We start from the raw sequence: 14,025 nt of genomic DNA, 5'->3' as shown, positions 1-14,025 counted from the left end.
TATAGCTTGCACTCGGTTTTTTTTGTATCGAAATTATTTGAACTCAACTATATGAATGAGTAAAAGCTGAGCAAAAAAAAGACCAGAGTTATACCCTGATCTTAATTTTCTAAGCGAAAATCTAAATAGAAAAACCTAAACTTAGCTACTTGTGACTGTTATCTTTATCTAGATTTCATTTAGTTGTAATGACAGTCAAATAATGTGGTGGTGTAGTGTATTACAGATCACGTGCGCGGCGTACGTCTTCTGCAGTGATTCCCTCGCGATCTATGACATTGCCTTCACGGTCGACCACATTTCCGTCACGATCAACGTCTAACTCTTCACGCTGAATGGTTTCAACGATAGTTTCGGTATGACGGTCGGTTGTTTTACCAACATTGACCTCTTCTGACACATAGGTATCTTTACCAACGCGTGCACGTTCCGCTTGTAACTCGACTTCAACTGTTTCATCACCATTTACATCACCGATACGGCGGTCTGTCGGACGGTCGACATTGGTACGTTGAATATTGGCATGCTCTTCTTCTAGCTCGACATCGACATTACGCTCTTCAGTGACCACATGCTTACCGACTTTAACTAAGCCAGCGACGATACGGTCTTTATTGACAGTTAGACGCTCTTCTAGTAACTCTAGGGTATTTGGTGCTTCATAGGCATGATCAGCGATTTCCATGCGCTCTGCAGCAGGAACACTATCAGCGACAAAGGCTTGGCGATCTTTTTGATGTTGATCTTTATAACTATACTGATAGTCATGATCATATACTTCCATAGCTTCTACTTGAGCTTTGGTTAAGCTATCAAAGAATACATCATCACCAACGATACGGGCGAGACCTGCTGGTACTAGTACTTCTTTTGAGCTGAACCAGCCACCTGCATCGACAATGAGATAACGGATACGGCCAGTGGTATCTTCTACCAGCGCACCTTCAATTTTACCGACTTTGTCTTCATTGATACCATATGCAGTTTTGCCTGTTGGATCATAATAGTCGTCACCAATAAGGTCATGGTGAGTTGCTTGGATATCTTTTAAACGGATTAGTTGGCTCATTGTTGTCTTCCTTTTTTATGAGTTAATTATTTTATGGGATAATTATTAATAGTTATTTGAATAATAGTGCATTTTTAAGAAAAATATTTTTATAATCAATTACTTAATAAGTCATAAGAAAACTCTATATCGACTTGTAATAATCCTAACATCAGGATTTCTGATGAGATATATGAGCAAGGTAGCAAAGTGTGCACTTGAAGTAATTGCGTGTAATAGGCTGTAAATGGCATAACATAGGTGGGGGTATACATTAACGTGTTTTTACAGAGAGTAATGTTTTGAGGGTATTGAGAGTAGATAGACATAAAAAAACCGCAGTGTTTGATACACTGCGGGTTTTTGAATGTTAAGAATTTTCTAATGCTCAAAGCAATTCTATATTTAACAAATCCGCCTTAAGCCAGTTCTATGGCAACTGCCACTGCTTCACCGCCACCGATACATAAGGTGGCAACGCCTTTTTTACCGCCAGTGCGTTTTAGAGAGTTGATCAGAGTGACTAAAATACGAGCACCAGAACAGCCTACTGGATGACCCAGTGCACAAGCACCACCTTCTACGTTGACTTTGGCATGGTCAATTTTTAGCTCGTCCATCGCAGCCATGGTAACCATCGCAAAAGCTTCGTTGATTTCCCATAGGTCGACATCGGCCACCGACCAACCAGCACTAGCCAGTACTTTTTCAATCGCACCGATTGGTGCAATGGTAAATTCGCTTGGATGACGAGAGTTGGATGCTGTAGCGATGATACGTGCTTGGTAATCCAAACCTTCAGCTTGCGCTTGCGATTCTTTCATGACGACCACGGCGGCAGCGCCATCAGATATCGAGCTAGCGTTTGCCGCAGTGATGGTGCCATCTTTGGCAAATGCTGGGCGTAAGGTAGGAATACGATCGGCATTGGCAAGAGGTGGTTGCTCATCAGTATCAATCGTTTGCTCACCTTTACGAGTTTTAAAGGTAACCGCTTCGATTTCATCTGCAAAGTGACCATCTTTGATAGCTGTTAGTGCACGATTGAGAGATTCGATAGCAAACTCATCCATTTGCTCGCGCGTATAGCCTTTTTCATTCGCCATTTCTTGAGCGAAACTACCCATCAGCTTGCCAGTTTCAGCATCTTCTAAACCATCCAAGAACATATGGTCTTTGACCTCTTTATGTCCCATACGATAGCCGCCACGTGAGCCTGGCAGGATATAGGGTGCGTTGGTCATTGATTCCATACCACCTGCAACCGCGACATTGAAGCTACCTGCTTTGATACCGTCATGTGCTTGCATGACTGCTTTTAGGCCTGAGCCACACAGTTTGTTAATAGTGACAGCACCAGTTGCATCAGACAAACCTGCTTTACGCATTGCTTGACGGGCAGGACCTTGACCCAGACCTGCAGTCAAGATACAGCCCATGATAACTTCATCAATGTTATCACTACTAACACCTGAGCGCTCGACCGCAGCTTTAATGGCAGCGGCTCCAAGATCTGTCGCACTCATATCTTTTAAGGCACCTTGGAAGCCGCCCATTGGAGTACGTGCGCCGTTTAAAATTACAATTGCATCATTTGACATTTTTATTATTCCCTTTTACGTATTTTAAATGAGAGTATTTTACGCTGAGTAAAATCAAACATTTATTCATTATCAAACGCAGATAGGTGAGCAGCAGTTTCAGTTACTTAGTTTTATGCTAGCTCATCTAAGCGAATGCGTACTACTTTATCAGTAATGGTTTCTAAGTTTTCAATTTTTTCAATCGCTAAGTTCATCTGACTCTCAACCACAGGTAAGGTCAGAATAATTACTGGGACTTGACCAACTTTATGTGCAGGCTTTTGTAAAATCGCATCGATATTGATACCAGCATCGCTTAGGATGCGAGTGATATCGGCCAATACCCCAGGGTTGTCACTGGCATGTACACGCAGATAGTAACCAGTCGTCATCTGCTCAGCGCGTAATATTGGTGTGTCTGATAATTGCTCAGGGATAAATGCCAGATGCGGTACATGATGCCCGTGGTTGTTTTGATTGTTGCTGTCTTGCTCATCGCCATCTTTGTTACCTAACACGCGAACCAAATCCATGACATCGGCCATGACTGCAGAAGCCGTCGCCCCAGCGCCAGCGCCATCCCCGCAATAGAGCGTTTGTCCAAGTGGATGAGAGTTGACCAAGACTGCATTTTTTACGCCATTGACATTAGCCAATAGCGCATTTTGCGGGATAAGCGTTGGATGTACACGTAACTCGATGCCAGCGGCGGCATTGTCACCCTGACCATCACGGCGTACAGCAAAGCCTAAATGCTTGATACGGTAGCCAAGCTCTTCAGCATAGTTCACATCTTGCAAGGTAATACCAGTGATGCCCTCACAGTAGACCTTATCAAACTGTAATGGGATACCAAATGCAATAGAGGCGAGTAGGGCGAGTTTATGCGCCGCATCGATACCTTCCACATCAAACGTTGGATCTGCTTCAGCATAACCTAGCTCTTGTGCTTCGCTCAGCACATCGGAGAACGGACGACCTTTATCACGCATTTCGGTCATGATGAAGTTGCCAGTTCCGTTGATGATACCTGCAAGCCAATTGACTTTATTGGCCGCTAACGCTTCACGCATTACTTTAATGATGGGAATACCGCCTGCCACTGCTGCTTCATAGGCGACATGGACGTTATTGTCTTCTGCAAATGCAAAAATTTCATTGCCATGTTCAGCCAATAGTGCTTTGTTTGCAGTGACGACATGTTTGCCATTTTTAATAGCGTGCATGATGACATCTTTAGCTAAAGTAGTACCACCGATCACTTCGATAACAATGTCGACATTATCGCTTGCAGCCACTGCCATCAAGTCACTGTTTTGAATAATATTAGGATCAATATCATCACGCTGACGGCGCGTACCAACTTCGGTAATAATAATATCATGGCCGCTACGGCGCTTTAGCTCAGCTAAGTTGTCATTAATAAGATTGATCACGCCAGTGCCGACAGTGCCCAGACCAAGTATCGCTAGTTTGATGGAATTGCTCACAGTATCCTCAAGAGGTTAAATATAATGAATCAAGTGCAAAACTATTACAGGTCAAATTTACTAATAGTAATAAGCGTACTTTGACAGTAGTAGTGCTATCGTGACTTCATTATAGTTGAATAAAAAGTACTCAAATAAAAGTAGTATGCTGCAGATTTTTCATAGCGTTTTATCGTATCATACCGACAAGCAGTTGTGACGTCTACACAATATCGCCACCGTTATGTTTCCATTTTTAAAATGAAAACATGACCTAGTTTACTATTTATAGTAATACCGCTCATCGTTCTTATCTCTAAAACTATCTGCTAGCAAGTATAGATATCAATAATGATTAACGCATACAATGAATCTTAGTTAGCGCCAGCGGCTTCTGCCAATTGTGCGGCAGGTAGATAGCCACCAATTTGTTGTCCTGCTTCAGTAAAGATAGCTGGGGTACCACGCACACCGAGTTTTGCACCCAAGGCCATATGCTCTTGTACAGGGTTTGCACAGCTAGGCGCTTGCACATTGGCGCCTGTTTTTGCTTGATTCATTGCCGCTTTGCGATCTTCACTGCACCAAATCGCTTCCATTTTTGGTATTGACTGTTGGCTACGTGGCCATGCTAAGTAACGCACTTCGACACCGCGCGCATTGATATCGTCTATTTCTGAATGCAGCTTACGGCAGTAACCACAGTCTGCATCAGTAAAGGCATAGATAATTGATTTTGTTTCACCTTTTGCTGGGTAAATAACCATGTCTTTTTTGTCGACTGCCTTTAACGCTTCTTGGGCCGTGCTAGCAACCAGTGCCGCACTAATATCTACAGGAGTTTGTTCACCGACTGCAATGATTTGCCCTTGAATGATGTGCTTACCTACTTTGTCAGTAAAGAAAGGTGGCAGACCTTCAGCCGTTACCCAATAAATCCCATCCATATCCGTTGGTACTGCTGAAATGATGTTTTCCTCGATACCAGAAGCATTTAAGTTGGCTTGTAATGCTTCTACCACTGTAGCATCGCTATCCGTTGACGTTTTATCAGCACTGACGTTGCTCTCTGCGTTGCTGACAATACTGGTATTATTGGTGGCATCGGCAGCATTGTTTGAGCAGCCAGCAGCGATGCCAACCAGTAGAGTACTCATCATAAAACGAGAGAAAAGAGTACGAGAAAAGCGACTTTGCGAGGTGGTGCTTTTGATAGAGGGAAGCGACATACGGGTTTCCTATAGGCATCGTGCCTAATCATAAATTTGTTTTGAGAATGGAGCTAATAATAGTATACGTATGATAATGAATGTAAAACTCCTTAAGATTTTGAATATTAAGGAGATATAGAGAAATATTGATAATGTCAAGTAAACGGTAATTCCGACTATATTAACATATTTATAATAAATAATAGCCACGGGCTAGTAAGCTATATCGGTAAATAAAAGGCATGACAATAGTCGTATAGAAACAAGTGAGTCTTAAAAATAGGATACATTTGTACTATTTAATATTTATGCTCGTATCGCTAGGGTATTTAATACGCTTTATAGTATTTAACATTATTCTATAAGATTCTATATAATAATCCTTTGTATAGAACTATTTACCTCAAAAAATGCAGATAAGGACTACACATGGCAGGTGCCAGTTTATTATTATTACTTGATGATATTAGCCTATTGATGGACGATGTATCTGTCATGACTAAGATAGCAGCTAAAAAAACAGCTGGTTTGGTGGGGGATGATTTAGCACTCAATGCTGAACAAGTAACTGGCGTTAGGCCAAGCCGTGAACTGCCTGTTATTTGGGCAGTTGCTAAAGGCTCGTTTGTCAACAAGCTTATATTAGTACCAGCTGCACTGCTTATTAGTTATTTTATACCTTGGTTAATCACGCCTTTATTGATGATTGGTGGCCTATATTTGAGTTATGAAGGTGCTGAGAAGGTCATTCATAAGTTTTGGCCAAGGTTATTGCCGCATGATGAAGCGCATGAAGCACGAAGGGCGGCAAATGCAGATGATAATGTCGATATGGTCGAATTTGAAAAAGAGAAAGTTAAAGGCGCTATTCGTACTGATTTTATTTTATCAGCTGAGATATTAGTCATCTCTTTAGGTGCGGTAACCGCCGCAGGAGCAGATATTTTAGAAAAAGGTATTGTGCTCTCTATTGTTGCATTTGTTGTGACTGTTGGTATTTATGGTTTGGTTGCAGGTATTGTCAAAATTGATGATGCAGGTTTGCACTTGATTGAGAAGCCAGATGCTAGTGCTAGCAGCCGCAAGCTCGGTCAGTTTATGCTATCTGCTGCGCCAAAGCTAATGAAGTTTTTATCTGTTGCTGGCACGATAGCGATGTTCTTAGTGGGGGGAGGTATTCTCTCTCATGGTATTGCGCCTTTAGAGCATTTTTTAGAGGACATTGCGGGTAAAATAGGAATATTAGAGGGTTTAGTTCTTATGCTATTGCAGGGCATTATTGGTTTTGTGGTTGGTGCGATTGTTTTGGCTATCATCACTACTATTAATAACATGCGTGGTGATAACGCTTCTGCGGCTCACTAGTATTGCTATAGATGAAATGCTACTTAATAAAAACCCCGCATATTATAGAATATGCGGGGTTTTTTTATGCTTACAGTAATGTATTGCAATTAGCTGTCTGAATCATCAGCATCCAACTGTTCTGCTTGCGTTGGCTTCTTATGATCTGCTTTAGGCTTACGAGTGCGAGCCTTTGGTACTTTTGGCGTGGTCAGATTAAACATACCAGTCTGTGGTAGCAGTTGCTCAGCTACGTTTTCGATCATGTTTTTGTAACTGGCTATTGTCGTTTTTGACTTTTCCGCCTGAATCTCCTCTTTAGTAGGTTCTTCTACTTTAGATTCAAGTGCTTGTTCGATAGCAGTATCAGCGGTCGCTTCAGCAGCATTTTTGGCATCTACGTTTTCAGTAGCGCTCTCTACATCAGGTTGCTGGCTGTCAACTTCTGATAGTGCTTTATCGGTGGCTAGCAGTTGCTTACTATCAGCACTGATAGCATCAGTTTGATCTTGATTCGATAGGGCCGTTGCCTCAACTTGATGGGCATCTAATACGGCTGGCTGCTGATAGTCAGGATGCTGACCACGTGGATCATTACTGGCACGCTTGCTAACGGTGCGAGGCTCAACGTCTGTCTTCCCTGGGGCTGCTGCAAATTGACTGACAGCTTGGGTCATCATCTCGAAGCGTGATAGATAATCAGCCGTTAAAGGTTGATAGCCGTAGTTACTAAAGTCAAAGCTCTGACTCGCAAGCTCGCTGCCATTATTGGCGCTCACGCTTGCATCACTATCAGCACGTTGTGCTTGCTCCATGTGTAAAGCAACGGTTTCGATAAAGCAGTTAATCACGCCATCTGCTGTCAAGCGAGTCTGTGCTTCTGGCAACGTTGCACGAATAAACTCGCCAACCGTACCGTGAATAGCAGGTACGCTTGCTACTGCTTGTTCGTTGACTTTAGGCTCTGGTGTCACCTGTGATTGCGCCTGTTGACTAAGGACAACACGAGGATCATTACTGGCTTGACCAAACTTCTCAGCAGTCACGTAGCGTGATGCGAACAATGCCTCATGTGTCAGCTCAAGTGCGGATTTGCTCTTGGTACTGTCACCCTCATTGCTAGATTTTACGCTATTATCAGCTTTCTGAGCGCTCGCAGCCTTTTGAGCATTGTCACACTCGTCATTACCCTTAGCAGTTTCCTGATGCTTATCTGCTACTGGCTTCACAGTGTCGTCAGATGCGCTGTCTTTATCACTTTTAGACACGGACGGTTCACCTGTAACGGGTTCCTTGACATCAGTATTAGCATTAGCTTTCATGGTGTTGTGCTGACTATCGTCTTTAGCCGTGCTATCAACCTTAGCTTCACTGATTTCTACAGCGTTGCTAGCAGTCGCTTTTTCAGCCGCAACCTTATCGTCAGTCACTTTTTTATTAGTGTTTCTGTGATTAGTCTGCGCTTGAGCATTAGACGCTTTTGCTACTTTGTCTTTCGCAACCTCATTTGTTGAGCTTTGCTTTTCAGTAGCTTGAGACTTTGTCTGCATCGATTTACTGTCATCTAAAGACAAATGCACAACTTCTGATGGCTTAAGCGCAGCAGGTGCTTCGTTGACCTGTAGCACGACTTCGTTAGGGTTTTGATTACGGCGGGTATTAGCTTGGTTTTTGCTGCCATTATTACCTGAAGCTGATTGCTGTTTGATATTATCAGCTGTTAGCGTTTCACCGCGCTCTAACTTGCCACGTGAGCCGCGTTGGCTATGCGACTTACGTTTATTACGAGTTTGCTCATCTGCTGAGCTGCTGTCTTTATCAGTAGTCTCATTGCGCTCGCTTGCATTACGGTTACTGTGTTGACGGTTGCCGTTTTGAGCGTGGCTATCTTGACGACTATTACGATTTCGATCGTTCGTGCGTTTATTACCCTGTTGACGTTTGTCTTGATTGCTAGACTGTTTGTCATCAGTATCATTTACGGCATTATTCGACGCATTACGTTCTGTGTCGCTGTTTACATTACTGGTGCTCTCATCGGTTTGCTCTTTTCTTTGACGCGGCTTAGATGATCTAGACTTGCGAGGCTTACGTCTTCTTCTGTCTTCGCTATTACCGTCCTCAGTGTTGTTGTCTGAGTTACGACGCGTCTGTTGATTATTGGTGTTGTTATTTGATGATTGATTATCACTTTTCTGATGACGGTCTTGCTGAGTTGCTTGCGCGTTATCTGCAGCATTATTCAAAGCACTGTTATCAATTTGACCAAATGAACCTAAGCTTTGTGCGCCGTTATTCACCAGTGCCTCAATGGCTTCTGCTGCATCATGACTGCTGACGTTAGGCGTTGTCGTGGCTTGAGGCGCTTGAGCAAATAGATTAGATAACCAGGCCACTGCTTGTGGTTGGGCGGCTGTCTCAACTTTAGCTGGTTGTGTTGCTACTGGAGCAGTCGTTGGTGCTGCAACGCTTTGATTTTTATTAGCTTGAGATGCACGTGTAGATGAAACATTGGTCGCACTTTTATTGTTGCGACGATCATTACTGTGCTCAACTGTTGTAGTTGGTTTATTAGTGGCTTTATTTGCTGCTGTTTGGCGTGGCTGGCGAGTAGGCTGTTGCTCAGGGCGTTCTTTTTCAGCCGTTTGCCAATCAACATTGTAGCCAAGGTCGCTATGTTCTTGCTGCTGAGTGTCGGTAATGCGCTCATAGCTTGATGGCGCAAAACCATCACGGTTAAAGTGCAGTTTGAAATTTGGTGACTCTAAATGTGCATGTGGCAAGATAGTAATACGAGTACCACTGTCTTGTTCAAGATAGACTAAACTGTCGCGCTTTTCATTTAATAAGAATGCGGCGATGTCAGTTGGCACTTCAGCTTGTACCTCACCTTGACGTTCTTTTAGCGCGATTTGCTCGATCTGACGCATAATCGATAGTGATAATGAGCGCAAGTCACGAATCATACCATTACCATGGCAGCGTGGGCAGATATAGCCAGTTGACTCTTCTAGTGAAGGACGTAAGCGCTGACGGCTCATTTCCATCAAACCAAACTTAGAAATATCACCAAACTGAACGCGCGCACGGTCATATTTGGTGGCATCAATGAGACGTTTTTCGACTTCTTTTTGATGCTTGTTATCATTCATGTCAATGAAGTCAATAACAATCAAACCACCCATATCACGTAGGCGTAATTGACGCGCAATTTCGTCTGCTGCTTCAAGGTTGGTATGGTAAGCGGTCTCAGCAACGTCTGACCCTTTGGTCGATTTGGCTGAGTTGATATCGATTGAAACCAGTGCTTCTGTTTGATCAATAACGATTGAGCCACCTGATGGCAAACGAACTTCACGTTGATAAGCCGTTTCGATTTGTTTTTCGATATTAAAGCGCGAAAACATCGGCTCATAATCGGTATATTTGCGCAGTTTTTCGGCTTGCTTTGGCATCACTGCATCGATAAACCCTGCCGCTTCGACGTATGCGTTTTCGTTATCAATCCAAATCTCAGCAATGTCATCACGCAGATAGTCACGAACAGCACGTGTGACGACGCCTGCTTCTTGGTGAACCAAGCGCGGTGATGGATATTTTTGGTTTTGTTCTTGGATGGCTTGCCAGATATTGAGCAAGTGGTTCAAATCGTGTTGCAAGTCTTCTTGAGTTTTGCCAATACCTGCAGTACGAATGATGACACTCATGCCTTTGGGTAAATCAAGATTACCCAGCATGCGTTTCATGTCTTCACGTAGCTTGCCTGAGATTTGACGTGAGATACCGCCGCCACGAGGATTGTTTGGCATCAATACCAGATAACGTCCTGCTAATGATACGTAAGTCGATAGGGCAGCGCCTTTATTGCCGCGCTCTTCTTTTTCGACTTGAACGATGAGTTCGTCGCCTTCTTTAATCAGTTTTTTGATATTTTCATCACGTGGGTTGCCGCTTAGATATTCGGTAGAGATTTCGCGAATTGGCAAAAACCCTTGGCGCTGTGAGCCATACTCTACAAAAACCGCTTCGAGTGATGGTTCGACACGAGTTACGTGACCTTTATAGATGTTAGATTTTTTCTGTTCACGCGTACGATTTTCTAAGTCGAAATCATACAGATGATTGCCTTTACATAAGGCGACACGAATCTCTTCGTTTTGAGTTGCGTTGATCAAAATGCGTTTCATATTTATATCCTATGAGTACGCACAACAACGACAAGATGGGCTTTAGAGCATAATGGCAAGTGTGGCTAGTATTTTAAATTAGCATTTGTAGATGTTAGTTAACAGTCGAACGTCACTGAGGTATTTAAGAAAGCACGTAGGCTTTTCAATGGCTTATTTTTACCTAAATTTTTTAGCAGTGCTAATGTAAATATAAATTTTATAGGGTGTAAGGCTATGTGTTTATATCCTATTATTGATAGGTTTGGTCTAAATGTTAATAGCCCAGCTTGTGATTAAAGTTTCAGTATCATTAGGTTTAGTTGGTAGCTATGTCAGCGCACTTTGTAAGAGTGGGCGACGGTCAGTTACTGACTTAACATCTTGATATCGAAAAAATCTGGCTGTTGCAATCAATCTCTCAAAGTCTAACAATAATATCGCTGTTATCAGTACTATGATTAAGTAGTAGTGGTCAGCAGTTATTTCTCTAGGTAAAGCAATTGGTCACTCTGTATTTGTCGTTCTGACTGGTATAACGTCAATAATATCTTGGGTGTTTTAGTTGTAAAGTTAGGTCTCGCGGCTCTCATTATCAGCGGGGCGTACTTGGCAAACAGAATAAATGACCAAACTATTGGTGTGGTGCTGTATTTATATCTTGCTTATCGTTATCTGTTTGACCACTAATACTTGGGCAGCTATCGATATATTTATCGACCCTAATACTAAATCACCCATACTTGCTCAACTATGCTTGTCTAAAGAATCATCAGATAATCAGTCATTAAATAATGAATAATTATCAAAAAAGTCGTTGTCATGCAGGTTGTGAGTCAATTTAGTGTCATTTGCGTTTAAGTGTCATTTGCGTTTAATAGTATTCGAGCTTAATAAAAAGGCGTTCTGCCAATTTTATAAGCGTTGAATTTACGAACACAAAGGTATTTAGTTAGTGTCACTATTTATTTTGTGGCACTGAATAACATCAGTGCAGTTTTTCAATTTATGGGGCAATATCTAGAAGTATCTGTAAATGATCGTCCTAAATACATAATGCGCCCGAAAATTAGATGAAAGGGACAATCTTGGCAGGGCATACAGCCTATACCTTGTTGCTAGCAAGTAGCAAAAATGGTAATGAACTCTCTGAAACAACAATGATTATTGCCGCAGTCTCTGCTTAATCGTCGTTCAACATGTTAAACTATAGCAAATCTTTGTGTAAATACCTAACTAAAAATGCGAACTCAAAAATGACTGAAGATGTACCTATCCACGAAGCACCTGCTATTTTTAATAGCAAAACACGCCCGCAAAGCGCTGATGACGAAATCAGTAACTTTGGCAAGGTGAATTATCTCGAAGTAACTCGCCATCAGCACGATCAACGCTTGGATAACTTTTTGCTGAACCGGTTGAAAGGTTTACCAAAATCGCATATCTACAAAATGATTCGCTCTGATGAGGTTCGGGTTAATAATAAACGCTGTAAAGCGCATGATAGACTACAGCGTGAAGACGTGGTACGTATCGCGCCAGTGGTACTCGCTACCCGCGAAAAGCCCATTATTAGTGAAGAGTTTGCCAAAAGCCTACTAGCACGCGTGGTCTATGAAGATGACGGTTTATTAGTGCTAAATAAACCCTCTGGTATTGCTGTTCATGGTGGTAGTGGTTTGGACTTTGGTGTTATTGAAGCCATGCGTGAAGTCACTGGTAAAAAGTACTTAGAGTTGATACATCGTATTGATAAAGATACGTCGGGTCTATTGATGATTTCTAAAAAGCGTTCAGCGCTAAAGGCATTGCAGCAGCATCTGGTAGACAAAACCATCCAAAAGCATTATTTATGTATCGCAAAAGGGCAGCCTGCACTAGATGAGCAACGTATCGATGCGCCATTACTACGCTATACAGTCGCTAGTGGTGAACGCCGCGTCAAAGTCGATGCGCAAGACCCACAAGCCAAAGAAAGCCAGACAGATATTATCGTTCATAATCGTTTTACGATTGCTGATCAGCCAGTGAGCTTAATCGAAGCCAAACCTCTGACAGGGCGCACTCACCAAATACGTGTGCATTTAGCTCATATTGGCCATGCAATCTTAGGTGATGATAAATATAACGTGCATGACAAGTCAGGTGTTCATCGTCTGTGTCTACATGCGTGGCGCTTAGATATCCCAGGTTATGAAACCATTACCGCACCACTACCAGATGACATGGCAGACTGGCTACCAGAGCAAACCAAACTGCCCGAATAAAATAACAAGCCAAATTTTTTGAGCATTAACTTTAAACGTCACGAACTCTTATTTTTCTAATAAGTCGCCGTGACGTTTTTGTATCCGCATTCATATGCGCTATTTATCATCGCTATTCGCTAAGGCTTATTCATGAGTGAACAATCTGCTGCCAGTACGCTAGCATCGGCTACAACTTCTCCGCTATCAACCAATCATCGTTTATCAGATAAGACACTGGTTATCTTTGATTGGGATGGAACCCTGATGGACTCCATCGGCTTAATCGTTGAATCTATGCATATCGCAGGAGAGGCGCATGGATTCCAAACGACAGATAAAGAAGTAAAAGACATCATTGGTCTTAGTCTAATGAATGGGATTGATATTTTATATCCTGAGGCAGATACATCACAAAAGCTTGCCATTCAACAAAGCTATGCAGATCACTATGTTGCCAACAGCCACAGTACGCCACTTTTCGCTCCTACAAAAAATATGTTACAGACCTTGCAAGCACAAGGTAAAAAGCTGGCGGTTGCTACAGGCAAGAAGCGCAAAGGCTTAGACCGGGTATTAGATGCTTCTAAAAGCCATGATTATTTTGTGATGACGCGCTGTGCTGATGAAGCAGGGTCGAAACCTGATCCGCAAATGCTGATAGATATTTTAGATAATACGCAGCAACAAGTGTCTGATGCGGTTTTTATCGGTGACAGTGTTTATGATATTCAAATGGCAACGCAACTTGGTATGACCAGTATAGCGGTCAATTACGGCACAGCTTCTAGTGCTGAGCTCGCCGCGCAGCAACCTACTTATCAGGTCGACACACCAGCAGCGCTGGCCGAGATTCTATGCGGATAATGTCAGTTTGAGTGTTTTAGTGATTTGAGAGTGCAGCGGCAATATGATTGTCTATGACAACAAAAAAGGGCCTATCATAAATAACGATGAT

General features: G+C 42.6%; 8 protein-coding genes. 3 read left to right on the top strand and 5 right to left on the bottom strand.

The features are described 5' to 3' along the window. Positions 1 to 220: 220 nt before the first annotated feature. The 4 genes from ACT3SX_RS00750 to ACT3SX_RS00735 all read right to left on the bottom strand — a co-directional run bounded on the left by ACT3SX_RS00750 (position 221) and on the right by ACT3SX_RS00735 (position 5,260). Positions 221 to 1,069, bottom strand: a complete 849-nt coding sequence (locus tag ACT3SX_RS00750; protein WP_192991855.1) for a DUF2382 domain-containing protein — start codon at positions 1,067 to 1,069, stop codon at positions 221 to 223. A gap of 398 nt (positions 1,070 to 1,467) precedes the next feature. Further along, positions 1,468 to 2,649 (bottom strand): thiolase family protein, encoded by a 1,182-nt coding sequence (locus ACT3SX_RS00745; RefSeq protein ID WP_192518134.1) that lies wholly within the window; start codon positions 2,647 to 2,649, stop codon positions 1,468 to 1,470. 113 nt (positions 2,650 to 2,762) lie between these two features. Beyond that, positions 2,763 to 4,121 (bottom strand): homoserine dehydrogenase, encoded by a 1,359-nt coding sequence (locus ACT3SX_RS00740; RefSeq protein WP_442063384.1) that lies wholly within the window; start codon positions 4,119 to 4,121, stop codon positions 2,763 to 2,765. A gap of 353 nt (positions 4,122 to 4,474) precedes the next feature. After that, complete coding sequence (locus tag ACT3SX_RS00735) at positions 4,475 to 5,260, bottom strand: DsbC family protein (RefSeq protein ID WP_413038418.1); 786 nt, start codon at positions 5,258 to 5,260, stop codon at positions 4,475 to 4,477. 480 nt (positions 5,261 to 5,740) lie between these two features. Between ACT3SX_RS00735 and ACT3SX_RS00730 the strand changes: the two genes are divergently transcribed. Beyond that, the gene (locus ACT3SX_RS00730; protein ID WP_192518131.1) at positions 5,741 to 6,676 is read left to right on the top strand and encodes a DUF808 domain-containing protein; all 936 of its coding nucleotides are present in this window, start codon (positions 5,741 to 5,743) and stop codon (positions 6,674 to 6,676) included. A gap of 89 nt (positions 6,677 to 6,765) precedes the next feature. Here ACT3SX_RS00730 and ACT3SX_RS00725 read toward each other — a convergent pair whose 3' ends face one another. Further along, positions 6,766 to 10,842 (bottom strand): Rne/Rng family ribonuclease, encoded by a 4,077-nt coding sequence (locus ACT3SX_RS00725; RefSeq protein ID WP_192518130.1) that lies wholly within the window; start codon positions 10,840 to 10,842, stop codon positions 6,766 to 6,768. 1,235 nt (positions 10,843 to 12,077) lie between these two features. Here ACT3SX_RS00725 and ACT3SX_RS00720 point away from each other — a divergent pair. Both ACT3SX_RS00720 and ACT3SX_RS00715 read left to right on the top strand, forming a co-directional pair. Continuing rightward, positions 12,078 to 13,088, top strand: a complete 1,011-nt coding sequence (locus ACT3SX_RS00720) for an RluA family pseudouridine synthase (protein WP_225739051.1) — start codon at positions 12,078 to 12,080, stop codon at positions 13,086 to 13,088. A gap of 132 nt (positions 13,089 to 13,220) precedes the next feature. Beyond that, a complete protein-coding gene (locus ACT3SX_RS00715; RefSeq protein WP_192518128.1) occupies positions 13,221 to 13,934 on the top strand; it encodes an HAD family hydrolase in 714 nt (237 codons plus the stop codon). The last annotated feature ends 91 nt before the right edge of the window (positions 13,935 to 14,025 follow it).

Source organism: Psychrobacter sp. AOP31-B2-9, assembly GCF_052378005.1.
In the GTDB taxonomy this organism is placed as follows: Bacteria; Pseudomonadota; Gammaproteobacteria; order Pseudomonadales; family Moraxellaceae; genus Psychrobacter.
The sequence above is the reverse complement of the archived record's forward strand: the minus strand, read 5'-3'. Positions and strand labels throughout refer to the sequence as shown.